This is a genomic window from Mycobacterium shottsii (assembly GCF_010728525.1).
In the GTDB taxonomy this organism is placed as follows: Bacteria; Actinomycetota; Actinomycetes; order Mycobacteriales; family Mycobacteriaceae; genus Mycobacterium; species Mycobacterium marinum.
Map to the genome: position 1 here is coordinate 5,349,282 of NZ_AP022572.1, position 16,845 is coordinate 5,366,126.

A 16,845-nucleotide genomic window follows, 5' to 3' on the forward strand; every position below is an offset into this window, starting at 1 on the left:
AATTTCGGCAATCCGATTGCCGCCCTTGACCGGTGGAGTGACCCCAAAATGGGTGTTGCTTGCCCACACCACAGCGGCTCACGGAAGGGAAAATTCCCCGCCCCAAGGGCCTTCAGGAGGTAGGCAAAGTGCGCGGTTTCCACGCCGGATAACCAGCCTCATATGCCTCGATTGCATCGAGTTTCCGCAGCGTAAGGGCTATATCGTCAAGACCTTCAAGGAGTCGCCACGCGGTGTGGTCGTCAATCCTGAACGGCAGCAACACTGTTCCCGCAATCACATTTCGATCTTGAAGATTGACAGTGATTTCCAAACCTGGACTCTGCTCGATGAGCTTCCAAAGAAGTTCAACGCCATCTTGGTCGACTTCGGCGGCCAACAGACCCGCCTTGCCCGCGTTCCCGCGAAAGATATCGCCGAACCTCGACGAGATGACCACCCGGAATCCGTAGTCCATGAGCGCCCAGACGGCATGCTCGCGGGAGGATCCGGTGCCGAAATCCGGCCCGGCCACCAACACCGAGCCCCGGTCAAAGGGGCTGAGGTTTAGCACGAATGACGGATCCGAGCGCCAGCTGGCGAACAACCCGTCCTCGAAACCGGTTCGCGTGACACGCTTCAGGAAAACCGCGGGAATGATCTGATCGGTGTCGACATTGGACCGGCGCAGCGGTACACCGATTCCGGTGTGGGTGTCAAAGGCTTCCATGACTCTTCCTCTGTTTGTTTGAGTTCAATTCAAATCGGCAGGCGCGGATAGGGTGCCGCGAACCGCGGTTGCAGCGGCCACCGCCGGCGAGACCAAATGTGTCCGCCCGCCCTTGCCCTGGCGCCCCTCGAAGTTGCGGTTGGACGTCGCCGCACAGCGCTCCCCCGGCGCGAGCTGATCGGGGTTCATCCCTAGGCACATAGAGCATCCCGCCTGCCGCCATTCGGCGCCCGCGACCGTGAAGACCTCACCCAGACCCTCCTTCTCGGCCTGGGCACGCACCCGCATGGAGCCGGGAACGATGAGCATTCGCACCCCTGGGGCGACCTTGCGGCCACGCAGCACTTCGGCCACGACCCGCAGATCCTCGATCCGGCCGTTGGTGCACGACCCGACGAACACGGCATCGACCGCGATATCGCGCATGGCTTTTCCTGGCTCAAGGTCCATGTACGCCAATGCTTTCTCGGCGGCCTGGCGCTCGCCGTCATCGCCGATGAGCTCGGGATCGGGCACCGTGGCGCAAAGCGGCACGCCCTGGCGGGGATTGGTTCCCCACGTAACAAAGGGGCTCAGCTCGGCGGCGTCGAGATGGACCTCGGTGTCGAAGACGGCGCCAGGATCGGTCCGCAGTTGTTGCCAGTACCCAAGCGCGGCATCCCACTGGGCACCGGTTGGGGCGTGTGGCCGGTTTCGCAAGTACTCGTAAGTGGTCTCGTCCGGCGCCACCATCCCGGCTCGGGCGCCGGCCTCAATGCTCATGTTGCAGATCGTCATTCGGCCTTCCATGGACAGCGATTCAATGGCGCTGCCCCGGTATTCGATGACGTGCCCCTGCCCACCGCCGGTGCCGATCTTGGCGATCAGCGCAAGGATGATGTCCTTGGCCGACACTCCTGCGGGTAGTTGCCCATCCACATTGACCGCCATCGTCTTAAACGGCCGCAACGGCAGCGTCTGTGTTGCGAGCACATGCTCGACTTCGGAAGTGCCGATGCCCATCGCCAAGGCACCGAACGCGCCATGTGTCGAAGTGTGGCTGTCACCACAGACGATGGTCATTCCCGGCTGAGTGAGGCCCAACTGAGGTCCCACGACGTGCACGATGCCCTGCTCGACATCACCCATTGGGTGCAGCCGGATGCCGAATTCCGCGCAATTACGCCGCAATGTCTCCACCTGGGTCCGAGACACCGGATCGGCGATCGGCTTATCGATATCGACGGTCGGCACATTGTGATCCTCGGTGGCGATGGTCAGATCGGGCCGTCGCACCGGGCGGCCGGCCAGGCGCAGACCATCGAATGCCTGCGGGCTGGTGACCTCATGCACCAGATGCAGATCGATGTAGATCAGGTCGGGAGCCTCGTTCCGACCGGACACCACGACGTGGTCGTCCCAGACCTTCTCAGCCAGCGTGCGCGCCTCGCGCGTCTGCAGTGCCATCTCGAATTGCCTCGATTCGTGTATCCGCGGCTCGCGATCAATGAGGGTTCCATCTCATAATGCAAGACGCTAGTATCTCCTTGTGAGACAGGATAGCGGCATCGGCGTCATCGACAAAGCGGTGGGTCTGTTGCGCGCCACCGCGGAATCACCCTGCGGTTTGGCCGAACTATGCGAACGGACCGGCCTGCCCAGAGCCACCGCATACCGGCTGGCGGCGGCCCTAGAGGTCCATCGCCTGCTGGGGCGGGACGAGGACGGACGCTGGGGCCTGGGCCCCGCGATCACCGAGCTCGCGGCCCATGTCGACGATCCCCTGCTGACCGCCGGCGCGACCGTGCTGCCCCGATTGCGCGAGACCACCGGCGAAAGCGTGCAGCTGTACCGCCGCGAAGGCACGTCACGGGTGTGTGTGGCGGCGCTGGAACCACCTGCGGGCCTTCGCGATACGGTTCCGGTCGGCGCCCGGCTACCGATGACGGCGGGCTCCGGAGCCAAGGTGCTACTGGCCCACAGCGACCCGGCCACCCAGCAAGCCGTCCTACCAACCGCCAAATTCACCGACCGGGTGCTGGCCGAAGTACGCCGCCGGGGTTGGGCGCAGAGCGTGGCCGAGCGCGAACCCGGAGTGGCAAGCGTCTCGGCGCCGGTGCGCGATAGCCGCGGTGTCGTCGTCGCCGCCATATCGGTATCCGGTCCGATCGACCGGATCGGTCGACGGCCCGGGGCGCGTTGGGCCGCCGACCTGTTGGCCGCGGCCGACGAACTCGCGCGCCGGCTGTAGCGCTACCCGTTTGGCCGGCGGCCCCAATCTTGTGACACACCACCCGGTTCAGCCGCCCGCGCGTCGAGGCCTGGTGGCGATCGCCGCGCCCCTGCCTGCGGCAATCGATTCATTCCCGAAACGCCGCAGCCCCGGGCGCGCTAGGTTATTGTCGCGACCGTAATCCTGTCTGTAACCGGAACCACACGGCCGCGCTCGCCGACCGTTCGCACATTAGGTCAGGACCAATCAGATGCGCTCGATCCTCGTAGCGGCGATCCAGGATGTGGCGCCATCTGCGCCGGAGTGCCGGCGCTGCAACGACGCTCGGGTGCGCACAATTTTGCCGAATCCGCGCTTTGGCGAAACGCGAGCGGCTTACCGGCCACGCTCCCCTGACGCGGCACGGTTCGGGCGCTGGGCGGTGAGCAATCCCCGACCGCCTCGGGCCGCAACCACCAAGCATTACCCGGCTCCACCGTCGGCAACCTGATCCGTTACCGCCGGGCGCCAAGCCGCTGTCTCCTCGACATCCTCGTAGCTCGCAGAGCCAACCAATCATGGGGGAACCATGGATCTATTCGCCAAACTTGTCGCAGATCAGGATCCGCTGTTTCAACTTTCACGTGCCATCCACGGGATAGCGACATTTCCCAAGTTAGGCGGAGCCGCCGGCACGCGAATGACTTGGCGCGACGATGAATACATCATCTGGAACCTCAACAACTACCTTGGGCTGGCCGACCATCCCGAAGTCCGGGCGGCCGATGCCGAGTTCGCAGGCCGCTACGGACTGGCGACTCCCATGGGCTCGAGAATGATGTCCGGCGAAACCGACGATCTCGAGCTACTCGAAAGCGAACTGGCCGACTATGCGCAAAAGCCGGCAGCACTGGTCCTCAACTATGGCTATCAAGGCATGATCTCGCTGATTGACTCCCTGACCACCGAGGTGGACTGGATCGTGTCGGATGCGGAAAACCATGCCTGCATCATCGATGGGATTCGATTGCACCGTAAACGCGGTGAACGGACCCGAATGTTCGCCCACAACGACATTGACCAACTCGAGACACACCTGGCCGAAATCAACCGGGTGCGGGGCCCCGACTCCGGGGTGTTGGTGGTCACAGAGGGCGTCTTCGGAATGTCCGGCGATCAGGGCGCATTGCGCGAAATCGCGGCACTCAAGCAGCAGTACGACTTCCGGTTGCTCGTTGACGACGCACATGGATTCGGCGTTCTCGGCCCCAACGGCGGCGGCACCGGGGAACAACAGGGCGTCCAGGACGATATCGACCTCTATTTCGGCACCTTCACCAAGGCCGCCGCGGGCGCCGGAGCATTCGTCGCATCACAGGCCGATGTCATTTGGAAGCTTCGCTACACGATGCGGTCCCAGATCTTCTCCCGCGGCTTGCCCTGGCCGATCGTCGCGGGTAACCGGGTGCGTTTGGGGTTGCTGCGGCGTAGCGACGACCTGCGCCGACGAGCGCACGCGGTGGCCGGCAAACTTCAGGCCTCGCTGACCGAAGAAAGTCTCAACATCGGGAAAGCGAACTCTCTCATCACGCCGGTGTACCTGCCGATGGACCCGCTGTCGGCTCTCGCATTCTTGACCGAATTGCGCCATAAGCACGGAATATTCTACTCGGCGGTGACCTATCCGGTGGTACCGCCCGGGATCGTTCAACTGCGCTTGATCTCAACCGCGGGCCACGACATCGCTGATGTCGAGCCGACGGTAAAAGCCATCGCGGCCGTCTACAAGGAATTGACCGGAAACTAGACCATGCCGCAGCTCGATGATGCGCCCACCTGAGCGATGTAGCCTCCGGGCACCGCGACCCGATGACGCCCTCTCGGCGGCGGACCCGCCCCGGCGCGTAATTTCACCCGCTTTGTTCCCAGGATTCGGGCGCGAGCCGGTCCGATGAAATGCAAGAATTTACCCGCCTCGCGGCGCAATCACGGTGCCCTCATGGTCACGATGGGTTCGTCGCATAACGCGACGACCGGGCGATACCGAACGGGGGTTCAATGGTCAGCCTTTTTCGGCGGATGTGGGTGCCGATCGTGATGATCCTCGTCGCAATTGTCGGGGCATCGGTGGTAATGCGCTTGCATGGCGTCTTCGGCTCACATCGATATGTGCCGGATGCGGGCAACTCCGACGCCATTGTCGCGTTCAACCCGAAGTACGTTCGCTACGAGGTTCTTGGTCCTCCGGGAACGGTCGTCACGGTCAATTACCTCGATGCCCAGGCCGAACCACACGAAGTCGCCAACGCCGCGATCCCATGGTCGTTGACCATCGTGACCACACTGACCTAGGTGGTTGCCCACCTCGTGGCGCAGGGCAACAGCGCAACCCTGAGCTGTCGCAACACCGTCAACGGCGTGGTCCGCGCCGAGCGCACGGCCGATGCCCACGATGCCGCGACTAGCTGCCTAGTGAAATCTGCGTGACGCCCGAACACAGCGCGGGGCGCCCCTTTATCGCCCGGACTATCCAAAAATTTTCGCTACCGGTCATTTTGCTCTGGATCGCGCTCACCGTCGGCGCCAACCTGCTGGCACCACAACTAGAAGAGGTCGCCAAAGAGCATTCGGTGTCGTTGAGCCCCAGTGATGCTCCGTCACTGATCGCGATGCGGCGCATCGGCAAAGACTTTCAGCAGTTCGACTCCGACAACACCACGATGATCGTGCTGGAGAGCAATGCCAAACTCGGCGACGAAGCCCACCGCTACTACGACGCACTAATTGCCAAGCTGTCGCAGGACAAGACGAACATCCAACACATCGACAATTTCTGGGGCGACAGGCTCACGGCCGCGAGTTCGCAAAGCGTCGACGGCAAGGCCGCCTATGTGCAGCTGTACCTCACCGGTGGCCTGGGCAGTGCCAGAGCCAACGATTCCGTTGCCGCAGTTGCGCGGATCCTCGACGATGTGCCGCCGCCACCCGGAATCAAGGCCTACCTGACCGGCCCCGGTGCACTCGGCGCCGATCAAGACACGTCCGGCAACAGCAGTCTGCAACGGTTGACCGCGGTCACGATTGCGGTGATCACCATCGTGCTGTTGATCGCCTATCGATCGATTGCGGCCGTTGTGGTGATGCTGCTCACAGTCGGGATCGAGCTGCTTGCGGCACGCGGCGTGATCGCTACGCTGGCCGCCAACGACCTGATTGGCCTATCGACCTTCTCCATCAATGTCTTGACGGCACTGACGATCGCGGCGTCGACGAACTACATCATCTTTCTGGTCGGCCGCTACCAAGAGGCCCGGATGGCCGGCCAGGACCGAGAGCTCGCATATTACACCATGTTCCGCGGGACAAGTCACGTCGTCTTGGGATCCGGGCTGACCGTCGCCGGAGCGATGTACTGCCTGAGCTTCACCAGGCTCCCCTACTTCCAAACCCTCGGGTCACCATGCTCGATCGGTCTGCTGGCGGTGATCCTGGCCTCATTGACCCTGGCGCCGGCAGTCATCGCCCTAACAACCAAATTCGGCGTATTCGAACCCAAACGCGCCACCACAACCCGGCGTTGGCGCCGCATCGGCACCATCGTGGTGCGCTGGCCGGGCCCGGTCCTGGTCGCCGCGGCACTGATCTCGCTGATCGGACTGCTCGCCCTGCCCAAGTACCAAACCAACTACAACGAGCGCCATTACATCCCGGCCGGCGCCCCCTCCAACATCGGCTACCGCGCATCGGACCGCCACTTCCCCCCGGCCCGCATGGAACCCGAAGTGCTGATGATCGAGGCCGACCACGATCTGCGCAATCCCACCGACATGATGCTGCTGGACCGGATCGCCAAAGGCGTGTTCCACCTTCCCGGCATCGCACGTGTCCAAGGCATCACCAGGCCACTGGGCTCACCGCTCGACCACAGTTCGATCCCGTTTCAGCTCAACATGCAAAACGCCATGACCATCCAGAACATGGGTTACCTCAAAGCCCGCGTCGCCGACATGTACACCATGATCGATGAGCTGCAACACATGATCGATATCGCGGCGCGCCAACAAGAACTGACTCAACAGCTCAACGACGCCAGCCACGACATGCTCACCCACAACAAGCAGATGCAGGCCAACACCGACCAACTGCGTGATCAGATCGCCGAATTCGACGACCTGTGGCGACCCATCAGAAGCTACTTCTACTGGGAACGCCACTGTTTGGACATCCCGATCTGTTGGTCACTGCGGTCCCTGTTCGACGCGATCGACGGCGTCGACAAGCTCAGCGAAGACGTCGGCACGCTCACCGACGACCTAGATCGCATCGACGAACTCCAACCCAAACTGCTCGCCCTGCTGCCCCCGATGATCGCCACCATGCAAACCGTGAAGAGCCTCACCCAAACCACGGCCAGCACCTTCTCGGCACTGATCACCCAAATGGACGACATGACCCGCAACGCCACCGCCATGGGGCAGGCCCTCGACGCCTCTAAGAACGACGACTCCTTCTATCTGCCGCCGGAAGCCTTCGACAATCCCGACTTTCAACGGGGTCTGACCCTGTTCCTATCCCCCGACGGCACCGCGGCCCGGTTCATCATCACCCACAAGGGCGATCCCGCCACCGCCGAGGGAATCGCCCACATCGACCCGATCCTGCTGGCCGCGAGCGAGGCGGTGAAAGGAACCCCACTAGCAACCGCCAACATCTACCTGGCCGGCACCGCGGCCACCTACAAGGACATCAGCAAGGGCAGCACCTATGACCTACTGATCGCGGTCGTGGCCACCCTGTGTCTGATCTTCGTGGTCATGCTGGCCATCACCAGAAGCGTTGTGGCCTCCGCGGTCATCGTCGGCACGGTGGCACTCTCGCTGGGCGCCGCCTTTGGACTCTCGGTCCTGTTGTGGCAGCACATCTTGCACATGCCGCTGCACTGGCTGGTGCTGCCCATAGCCGTGATCGTCATGCTGGCCGTCGGATCGGACTACAACCTGCTGCTGGTCGCCCGATTCCAGGAAGAGATCGGCGCCGGCCTCAAGACCGGCATGATCCGAGCCATGGCCAGCACCGGCCACGTCGTCACCATCGCCGGACTGGTGTTTGCCTTCACTATGGGCTCCATGCTCACCAGCGACCTGCGCGTGGTCGGCCAGGTCGGCACCACCATCATGATCGGACTGTTGTTCGACACCCTGGTTGTCCGCTCTTTCATGATGCCCGCCATCGCGGCCCTGCTCGGCCGCTGGTTCTGGTGGCCGCGCCGGGTACCCACGCACGCCGCTTCGCCGCCGGCCGTTACGGCCAATCCCGGTGCGGCCGCGACGTCTGTGCTGGCTTGACGTCGAACGTGCCCGCCGCCGGCGGCTAACCCGACCGGTTCAGTATCCGGGTGGCATCGCAGACCATCTCGGACACGATGTCAGCGGCGGGGCCAACTCTCGAGATCAGACCTACCGCCTCGCCAACCAGCACCGTGGCGATCTCGAAGTCCTCTGCCGCGACTGCGTTTTCGAAGGCGCCCAGCAGGTCCGGCAGTCGCCGTATCAGTTCGGATTCGTTGCCATGCCATGCCTGGATCAACGAGTTGCTGAGCAACCGCAGATCGTATTCCGCCGGCCAATCCCGCTGCCGCACAATGTCGTAGACGCGGGTACGGATGGTGTCGTCCCCGCTGGCCTCCACCGCCCGCTGGTGGGCTCGCGGCGATACCAGCGCCTCTGGGCAAGCCCAGAATCTGGTACCCACCAGGGCGCCGTCTGCGCCCAGCGCCAGCGCTGCTGCCAGCCCGCGGCCATCGGCGATCCCCCCGGCCGCCACGACCAGCGTTTCGGCCGAGCGTTGGGCAACCAAGTCCACCACGTCGGGAACCAGCGTGAAAGTGGAGCGCACACTCATTCCGTGTCCACCTGACTCGCTGCCCTGGGCCACGATGATGTTCGGACCGACTTCCAGCACACGCAGCGCCTGCTCGCGGGTATGTATCTGGCAGATCAACGGAATGCCGGCATCGTGGATGGGGCCGGCGAAGTTGTGTGGATCACCGAACGACAACATGATCGCCGCCGGGTTCGCGGCCAGGATCAGGTCGAGGAGCTCGGGATTGCGGGCGAGGCTCCAGGTAATGAACCCACATCCGACCCGTTGCCCCTGCGCCTGCTCCAACTGGCGCTGCAGCCACTCGGCCTCGCCATAGCCTCCACCGATCAGGCCCAGGCCACCCGCGGCGGTCACCGCCGCAGCGAGCCGGCCCCCCGACGTCATTGCCATCGGTGCCAGCAGGATCGGGTGTTGGACTCCGAGGAATTCTGTGAGACGGGTATTTAGCGACACCGCTAGCCCCCTTCAGAGAATTGTTGAGCTGCTGTTTCGGCTTTCTAACATGGCCCGTGGCCGGGGCGGTCACCGAAGTTCGCGGCGCCGCGGTCGCTGCTGGCAGGCCGTCCACCGGTAGGGATCGAGCCCGTGCCTGCCACACTGACCGAATGGGAACAAAGCAGCGCGCAGACATCGTCATGTCCGAGTCTGAAATCGCCAACTTCGTCACCACCAGTCGCACCGGCACACTGGCCACGATCGGGCCGGACGGCCAGCCCCACCTGACCGCGATGTGGTACGCCGTGGTCGACGGCGAGATCTGGCTGGAGACCAAGGCCAAGTCACAAAAGGCCGTCAATCTCAAACGGGATCCGCGGGTGAGCTTCCTGCTCGAAGACGGCAATACCTATGACACGTTGCGCGGGGTTTCCTTCGAGGGTGTCGCCGAGATAATCGACGATCCCGAGGCCCTGCACCGGGTGGGGGTCAGCGTGTGGGAACGCTACACCGGGCCCTACACCGACGACGTGAAGCCCATGGTCGACCAGATGATGAACAAACGCGTCGGCGTTCGGATCCTCAGCCACCGAACCCGATCCTGGGACCACCGCAAGCTCGGGCTGCCGCCCATGCCGGTCGGAGGCAGCACCGGGCCGGCTGTGCTGGGTACCGGTCGGACCGACCGGTACCGCACTTGTTCTGTTGTAGCCCCGATGGGATTCGAACCCACGCTACCGCCGTGAGAGGGCGGCGTCCTAGGCCGCTAGACGACGGGGCCAGAACCAATCCGAGCAGTCAGCATAGCTCACCCGGATAAGCCCACCTAATCGCTTGCACTGGTGGGCTTTTGCTGGGGTACCAGGACTCGAACCTAGAATGGCTGAACCAGAATCAGCTGTGTTGCCAATTACACCATACCCCATTTTGGCCTAAAACAGCTGGTCAGAGCGGATCTGCGAGATTTACCCGCATCGCGAACCCACTACTGCCAACCATTGTCGGCCGACGTGCACACTACCAAAGACTCAGCCGGTATTGCGCATGGCGCCTTCGATTCTCGTCACACTAGGGCGAACCGACCTGATCGCGCGCCGATCGGAGCCTGCCCAAACTGCGTTCGCGGCCGAGCAGTTCCATTGATTCAAACAGCGGCGGGCTAACCGTGGTGCCGGTGGCGGCAACCCGGATCGGGCCGAACGCCTTGCGCGGTTTGAGGGCCATACCCTCGATCAACGCGGTCTTGAGGGCCGCCTCGATGTCAGCAGTGGTCCAGTCGGCCGCACCGTCAAGCGCCGCGATAGCGGCGTCTAGCACTGGGCCGGCGTCGGGCCCCAGCTCCTTGGCCGCGGCTTTGCGGTCGATCGCGTACCGGTCGTCATTGAGGAACTTCAGCAATGCCCACACATCCTCGAGTACCACGATGCGGGTCTGCACCAACTCCGCGGCGACGGCGAACGCCGCGTCGTCCAGCGCGAGCTGATGGCCGTGGGTATCCAGGTACGCGCGCAATCTGGCGGTGAAATCCGCGACGTCGAGCATCCGGATGTGCTCGGCATTGATCGCGTCAGCCTTCTTCTGATCGAAGCGCGCCGGGTTGGAATTCACGTCGGCCACATCGAACGCGGCCACCATCTCATCCAGGCTGAACAGATCGTGGTCATCGGCGATGGCCCAGCCGAGCAGCGCAAGGTAGTTGAGCAAGCCTTCGGGAATGAAGCCCCGGTCGCGGTGGGCAAACAGATTGGACTGCGGGTCCCGCTTGGAGAGCTTTTTGGTCCCCTCCCCCAATACCGTTGGCAAGTGTGCGAATTCCGGAACGCGCTCGGCAATCCCGATGCGCATCAGCGCCTGGTATAGGGCGATCTGGCGCGGCGTGGACGGCAGCAGGTCCTCGCCGCGCAGCACGTGGGTGATCTTCATTAGCGCGTCGTCGCAGGGGTTGACCAAGGTGTACAACGGATCTCCGGTTGCCCGGGTCAACGCGAAGTCGGGCACCGAGCCCGCCGCGAAGGTGGTCGGCCCACGCACCAGGTCATGCCAAGCCAGATCGGCATCGGGCATCCGCAGCCGCACCACTGGCTTACGGCCTTCGGCCAGGTAGGCCGCGCGCTGGGAATCGGTCAGCTGACGGTCGAAGTTGTCGTAACCCAACTTGGGGTTGCGGCCGGCGGCGATGTGGCGGGCTTCGACCTCCTCGGGCGTCGAGAAGGCGTAATAGGCCTCACCCGCCGTCAACAGCTTGGCCACCACGTCGTGATAGATCTCGGTGCGCTGCGACTGCCGATAGGGCCCGTAGGGCCCGTCCACCTCGGGCCCCTCATCCCAGTCCAAGCCCAGCCAGCGCAACGCGTCGAGCAGGGCGAGATAGCTTTCCTCACTATCGCGTGCGGCATCGGTGTCCTCGATGCGAAAAACAAAGGTGCCACCGGTGTGCCGGGCATAGGCCCAGTTGAACAGCGCGGTGCGAACCATTCCAACATGAGGGATACCGGTGGGCGACGGGCAGAATCGGACCCGGACGCTGGATGAAGTCACGACTTTCCTTTACGGACTACGGGGTTGGTCAGGGTGCCGATCCCCTCGATGGTGATGGAGACGGTGTCACCGTCTTCGATGGGACCGACCCCCGCGGGTGTTCCGGTGAGGATGAGATCACCGGGCAGCAATGTCATTACCGCCGAGATCCACTCCACGATGGCACCCACATCGTGGATCATCAGCGAGGTACGCGCGTGCTGCTTGACCGCACCATTGACTTCGGTGCGCAGTTCGAGGTCGGCAGGGTCGACTTCGGTAACGATCCATGGCCCGACCGGACAGAATGTGTCATGGCCTTTGGCCCGGGTCCATTGCCCGTCGGATTTCTGCTGATCGCGGGCGGACACGTCATTGCCGATGGTGTAGCCGAGGATGTTGTCGACCGCCTGCGCGGCCGACACGTCCTTACACGGCCGGCCGATCACAATCGCCAGTTCGCCTTCGAAGTGGACTGGTGATGCGTTGGCGGGCAACCGAATCGGCACGTTCGGACCGACGATCGCCGTGTTGGGCTTGAGGAATATCACCGGATCCGCCGGCGTCGGACCGGTTTGGCCGCCCATCTCCGCGATGTGATCGGTGTAATTCTTGCCGACACAGACCACCTTGCTGGCAAGTATCGGGGCCAGCAGCCGCACATCGGCCAACGGCCACGAGCGGCCGGTGAAGTTCGGCGTCCCGAAAGGGTGCTCCGCGATCTCCCGGGCGGTCATCGCACCCGGATTGTCTAACTCGCCTTCGATGCTGGCGAAGGCGACCCCGTCAGGGCTGGCAATACGTCCAAGTCGCATTCGGATGAGCCTAGCGGGGCGACGATTCGGGCTGGCACGGCCCGATGAGAAGCCCCGCAATCCCACCTAGCGGGGCGACGATTCGGGCTGGCACGGCCCGATGAGAAGCCCCGCAATCCCACCTAGCGGGGCGACGATTCGGGCTGGCACGGCCCGATGAGAAGCCCGCAATCCCAGCGGGGCGACGATTCGGGCTGGCACGGCCCGATGAGAAGCCCCGCAATCCCACCTAGCGGGGCGACGATTCGGGCTGGCACGGCCCGATGAGAAGCCCCGCAATCCCACTCAGCGGGCCTGGGCGCGCTGCGGCCCGGCGATCCTACTGGAAAGCGATTCGATGGCGCCCTGCGCCGAGTCCGCCGATCCCGCTGCGCCACCCGACAGCGCAGAGGTGTGCAAGCATTAGCTAGTGCCTGATGAGTCGAGCGCCACACAGGAACTGAGTCTTTCCGCGCGGTGGTGGATTGTGATCGTCTCGCTGATCGTCACAGCAAGCTCATTTCTATTCATCAACGGTGTCGCCTTCCTGATCCCCCGGTTGGAAAACGCGCGCGACACCCCGCTGGCCGAGGCGGGTCTGCTGGCCTCGATGCCCAGCTGGGGCATGGTGGTAACGCTGGTCGCCTGGGGCTATGTGTTGGACCACGTCGGCGAGCAGATCGTGATGACCGTGGGCTCGGCGCTCACCGCGATCGCCGCCTATGCCGCGGCATCGGTGGATTCGCTGTTGTTGATGGGCATCTATCTGTTCCTCGGCGGCATGGCGGCCGCCAGCTGTAACAGCGCCGGCGGCCGGTTGGTGTCGGGCTGGTTTCCGCCCCATCAACGTGGGTTGGCGATGGGTATCCGTCAGACAGCGCAACCACTGGGAATCGCCCTAGGTGCGCTGGTGATCCCCGAGCTGGCCGAACACAGCATTCACAACGCGTTGATGTTTCCCGCTGCCTTTTGCACGATCGCCGCGGTAGCCAGCCTGGTCGGCGTGGTCGACCCGCCCCGCAAGTCCCGCAAGGTGGCCAGCAAGGAAGAACTTGCCAGCCCGTATCGGGGTTCGGCGGTGTTGTGGCGAATTCATGCGTCCTCGGCGCTGCTGATGATGCCCCAGACCGTGACCGTCACGTTCATGCTGGTTTGGCTGATGAATCATCACGGCTGGCCGGTTGCCACTGCCGGAATCCTGGTGACCGTCTCGCAGCTGCTGGGCGCGCTGGGCCGCATCGCGGTAGGCCGCTGGTCCGACCGCGTGGGTTCGCGGATGCGACCGGTGCGCGTCATCGCGATCGCGTCGGCCGCCGCCCTGTTCCTGCTCGCGCTCGTCGACGACGAGGGCTCCCGGTATGACGTCCTACTGATGATCACGATCACGGTGATCGCAGTGCTCGACAATGGACTGCAGGCAACCGCGATCACGGAATACGCCGGGCCGTACTGGAGCGGACGCGCATTGGGCGTTCTAAACACCACTCAGCGCCTGATGGCGGCCGCCGGGCCTCCCATCTTCGGTGCGCTGATCACCACGGCTGCCTACCCACTGGCCTGGGGACTGTGCGGGTTGTTCCCGCTGGCAGCGATACCGCTGGTTCCCACCCGGCTACGTCCGCCCGGGTTGGAGCCTAGAGAGCGGCCGCAATCCGCTCGCCGACTGCGGCGGTGGCAAGCCGTTCGTTCCCGCGAGTTGCCAAGTAACCCTCGACCGCCCGATCCACCCGGCTAGCCGCGTCGTCCAGGCCCAGGTGGGCAAGCAGCAGCGACACCGACATGATGGCCGCGGTCGGATCGGCGATGCCCTGACCGGCGATATCGGGCGCACTTCCGTGCACCGGCTCGAACATCGACGGGTTGGTCCGGGTCGCATCGATGTTTCCGCTGGCGGCCAGGCCGATTCCACCGCACACGGCCGCCGCCAGGTCGGTGATGATGTCGCCGAACAAGTTGTCGGTGACGATCACGTCAAAGCGGCCGGGATCGGTAACCATGTGGATGGTCGCCGCATCGACGTGCTGGTAGGCCAACTCGATATCGGGATACTCTTCGCCGATCTCCTGCACGGTCCGCCACCACAGCGAGCCCGCAAAGGTCAGCACGTTGTTCTTGTGCACCAGGGTCAGGTGCTTGCGCCGCCGCATGGCTCGTTCGAAGGCGTCCCGCACAACTCTGCGCACCCCGAAGGCGGTGTTCACGCTGACCTCGGTGGCAACCTCATTGGCCGTGCCGACCCGAATCGCGCCGCCGTTTCCGGTGTAAGGGCCTTCCGTTCCCTCACGCACCACCACGAAGTCGATCTCGGGATTGCCCGGCTCCAACGCCAACGGGCTCTTCACTCCCGGATACAGCCGACCCGGACGAAGATTGATGTGGTGGTCCAGCTCGAATCGAAGCCGTAGTAGCAGACCCCGCTCGAGCACGCCGCTGGGCACCGACGGGTCACCGATCGCGCCCAACAAGATGGCATCGTGCTCGCGTAACTCCGCGATCACCGAATCCGGCAATATCTCGCCGGTGGCATGAAAACGCCGTGCACCCAGGTCATAGTTCGTCTTATCGACACCCGGCTGGACCACGTCGAGGACCTTGACCGCTTGGGCCACCACCTCGGGACCGATCCCGTCACCGGCAACGATCGCTAATTTCATCGGTATCGCTCTCCTGCCCCCACGTCGTTTCGCGCCACGCCGTCACCGCTGCGGCTCACGAGAGATCGACCACTTCAAGCCTGTTGGCGCCCACCGCGGCGGCGATGGCCGAACGCACGTCCTCAGGCACATCCTGGTTCAGGCGCAGCAGAACGGTGGCGCCCGGGCCCTCCACGTCCTCGGAGAGCTGCGCGGCATGGATGTTCACCCCGGCCGCACCCAGCAGCGTGCCGATCTTGCCCAAAGCCCCCGGCTGGTCGACGTAGTTGACGATCAGGTTGGTCCCCTCGGCCCGCAGGTCGAAGTGCCGGCCGTTGATCTGAACGATCTTGTGGGTCAACTGCGCGCCGTACAACGTGCCCGAGACGCTCACCACCGAGCCGTCCGCCCCGACGACACGCACGTCGACGACGCTGCGGTGGTTGGGGCTCTCGGAGGCCTTGCTGATCTCGACGGAAACACCGCGTTCGGCAGCCAGCGCCGGCGCATTGACGAAGGTCACCGGGCCTTCGACGACCGCCGAGAACAGACCGCGCAGTGCCGACAGCTTGAGCACCTCGACGTCTTCAGACGCCAGCTCGCCACGGGCCTGAACCGACAGCGACACCGGTGGTTCATCGGACAGCGCGGCGGCCAGTACCCCGAGTTTGCAGGCCAGATCCAGCCACGGGGCCACCTCCTCGTTGACCGCACCACCGGCGATGTTCACCGCGTCGGGAACGAACTCACCGGCCAGCGCCAGCTTCACGCTGGCGGCGACGTCGGTTCCGGCCCGGTCCTGGGCCTCGGCGGTGGAGGCCCCCAAATGCGGTGTGACCACGACCTGCGGTAGCTCGAACAGCGGGCTGTCGGTGCACGGTTCGGTGGCGAACACGTCGAGCCCGGCCCCACGGACGTGGCCGCTGGTGATGGCCTCCGCCAGCGCTGACTCGTCGATCAATCCACCGCGTGCGGCGTTGACGATGATGACGCCGGGCTTGGTCTTGGCCAGCGCCTCCTTGCCGAGCAGGCCGGCCGTCTCGGGCGTCTTGGGCAGGTGCACCGAGATGAAGTCGGCACGGGCCAGCAGGTCGTCCAGGGGCAGCAGCTCAATGCCCAGCTGAGCCGCGCGCGCGGGCGACACGTAGGGGTCGTAGGCGACCACATGGGCACCGAACGCCTCGACGCGCTGTGCGACCAACTGCCCGATCCGGCCCAGACCCACCACCCCGACGGTCTTGCCGAAGATCTCCGCACCGGAAAACGATGACCGCTTCCAGGTGTGCTCGCGCAATGAGGCGTCGGCGGCCGGGATCTGGCGAGCGGCGGCCAGCAGCAGCGCCATCGCGTGCTCGGCGGCGCTGTGAATGTTGGATGTGGGAGCGTTGACCACCAGCACACCGCGCGTGGTAGCCGCATCCACGTCGACGTTATCCAGCCCCACGCCGGCGCGCGCGACGATCTTGAGCTTGGTCGCCACGGCAAGTACCTCGGCGTCGACCGTGGTGGCCGAACGCACCAACAACGCGTCGGCCTCGGGCACCGCGGCCAGCAGCTTTTCCCGGTCAGGACCGTCCACCCAGCGCACCTCGACCTGGTCTCCCAGGGCAGCGACTGTTGATTGAGCAAGTTTGTCGGCTATTAACACAACAGGGAGGTTCACGCGGCCAGCGTAGTCGGCTG

General features: G+C 64.2%; 12 protein-coding genes, 2 tRNA genes and 1 pseudogene. 6 read left to right on the forward strand and 9 right to left on the reverse strand.

The features are described 5' to 3' along the window. Nucleotides 1-112 precede the first annotated feature (112 nt). Together leuD and leuC are read right to left on the reverse strand one after the other, a co-directional pair. Nucleotides 113-709, reverse strand: a complete 597-nt coding sequence (gene leuD / locus G6N41_RS24675; protein WP_198965946.1) for a 3-isopropylmalate dehydratase small subunit — start codon at nt 707-709, stop codon at nt 113-115. A gap of 24 nt (nt 710-733) precedes the next feature. After that, nucleotides 734-2,155: a 3-isopropylmalate dehydratase large subunit gene (gene leuC / locus G6N41_RS24680; RefSeq protein WP_198965947.1), complete on the reverse strand. Its 1,422-nt coding sequence runs from the start codon at nt 2,153-2,155 to the stop codon at nt 734-736. Nucleotides 2,156-2,237: 82 nt separating this feature from the next. On the opposite strand from leuC, the gene G6N41_RS24685 reads away from it, so the two are divergent. The 4 genes and pseudogenes from G6N41_RS24685 (at nt 2,238) to G6N41_RS24700 (ending at nt 8,245) form a co-directional block, all read left to right on the forward strand. Further along, nucleotides 2,238-2,939 carry an IclR family transcriptional regulator gene (locus G6N41_RS24685; protein WP_038579190.1) on the forward strand — a complete coding sequence of 234 codons (702 nt, stop codon included), beginning with the start codon at nt 2,238-2,240 and terminating at the stop codon, nt 2,937-2,939. Between the two features lie 550 nt (nt 2,940-3,489). Beyond that, nucleotides 3,490-4,707 carry an aminotransferase class I/II-fold pyridoxal phosphate-dependent enzyme gene (locus tag G6N41_RS24690; RefSeq protein WP_198965948.1) on the forward strand — a complete coding sequence of 406 codons (1,218 nt, stop codon included), beginning with the start codon at nt 3,490-3,492 and terminating at the stop codon, nt 4,705-4,707. Nucleotides 4,708-4,958: 251 nt separating this feature from the next. After that, a pseudogene (locus tag G6N41_RS24695) lies at nt 4,959-5,387 on the forward strand (MmpS family transport accessory protein). Further along, entirely contained in the window at nt 5,384-8,245 is a 2,862-nt protein-coding gene (locus G6N41_RS24700; protein ID WP_198965949.1) for an MMPL/RND family transporter, read from the forward strand. Before G6N41_RS24695 ends, G6N41_RS24700 begins: the two are co-directional and overlap by 4 nt. 25 nt (nt 8,246-8,270) lie before the next feature. Here the strand turns inward: G6N41_RS24700 and G6N41_RS24705 are convergent, their stop codons facing one another. Continuing rightward, nucleotides 8,271-9,236: an NAD(P)H-dependent flavin oxidoreductase gene (locus G6N41_RS24705; protein WP_198965950.1), complete on the reverse strand. Its 966-nt coding sequence runs from the start codon at nt 9,234-9,236 to the stop codon at nt 8,271-8,273. A 152-nt stretch (nt 9,237-9,388) separates the two neighbouring features. On the opposite strand from G6N41_RS24705, the gene G6N41_RS24710 reads away from it, so the two are divergent. Beyond that, nucleotides 9,389-9,964 carry a pyridoxamine 5'-phosphate oxidase family protein gene (locus G6N41_RS24710; RefSeq protein ID WP_198968006.1) on the forward strand — a complete coding sequence of 192 codons (576 nt, stop codon included), beginning with the start codon at nt 9,389-9,391 and terminating at the stop codon, nt 9,962-9,964. Here G6N41_RS24710 and G6N41_RS24715 read toward each other — a convergent pair. The 4 genes from G6N41_RS24715 to G6N41_RS24730 form a co-directional block, all read right to left on the reverse strand. Further along, nucleotides 9,927-9,999, reverse strand: a tRNA-Glu gene (locus tag G6N41_RS24715). The genes G6N41_RS24710 and G6N41_RS24715 overlap by 38 nt on opposite strands. 72 nt (nt 10,000-10,071) lie before the next feature. Then, nucleotides 10,072-10,143, reverse strand: a tRNA-Gln gene (locus tag G6N41_RS24720). A gap of 143 nt (nt 10,144-10,286) precedes the next feature. Beyond that, on the reverse strand, nt 10,287-11,756 hold the full coding sequence (gene gltX, locus G6N41_RS24725; protein ID WP_198965951.1) for a glutamate--tRNA ligase: 1,470 nt from the start codon (nt 11,754-11,756) through the stop codon (nt 10,287-10,289). Continuing rightward, nucleotides 11,753-12,550 carry a fumarylacetoacetate hydrolase family protein gene (locus G6N41_RS24730; RefSeq protein WP_198965952.1) on the reverse strand — a complete coding sequence of 266 codons (798 nt, stop codon included), beginning with the start codon at nt 12,548-12,550 and terminating at the stop codon, nt 11,753-11,755. The genes gltX and G6N41_RS24730 overlap by 4 nt, the downstream gene beginning before the upstream one ends. A 439-nt stretch (nt 12,551-12,989) precedes the next feature. Between G6N41_RS24730 and G6N41_RS24735 the strand changes: the two genes are divergently transcribed. Beyond that, nucleotides 12,990-14,264, forward strand: a complete 1,275-nt coding sequence (locus G6N41_RS24735; RefSeq protein ID WP_198968007.1) for an MFS transporter — start codon at nt 12,990-12,992, stop codon at nt 14,262-14,264. Here the strand turns inward: G6N41_RS24735 and G6N41_RS24740 are convergent. Together G6N41_RS24740 and serA are read right to left on the reverse strand one after the other, a co-directional pair. After that, entirely contained in the window at nt 14,164-15,183 is a 1,020-nt protein-coding gene (locus tag G6N41_RS24740; protein ID WP_198965953.1) for a 3-isopropylmalate dehydrogenase, read from the reverse strand. The genes G6N41_RS24735 and G6N41_RS24740 overlap by 101 nt on opposite strands. 55 nt (nt 15,184-15,238) lie before the next feature. After that, on the reverse strand, nt 15,239-16,825 hold the full coding sequence (serA, locus tag G6N41_RS24745) for a phosphoglycerate dehydrogenase (RefSeq protein WP_198965954.1): 1,587 nt from the start codon (nt 16,823-16,825) through the stop codon (nt 15,239-15,241). Nucleotides 16,826-16,845 lie beyond the last annotated feature (20 nt).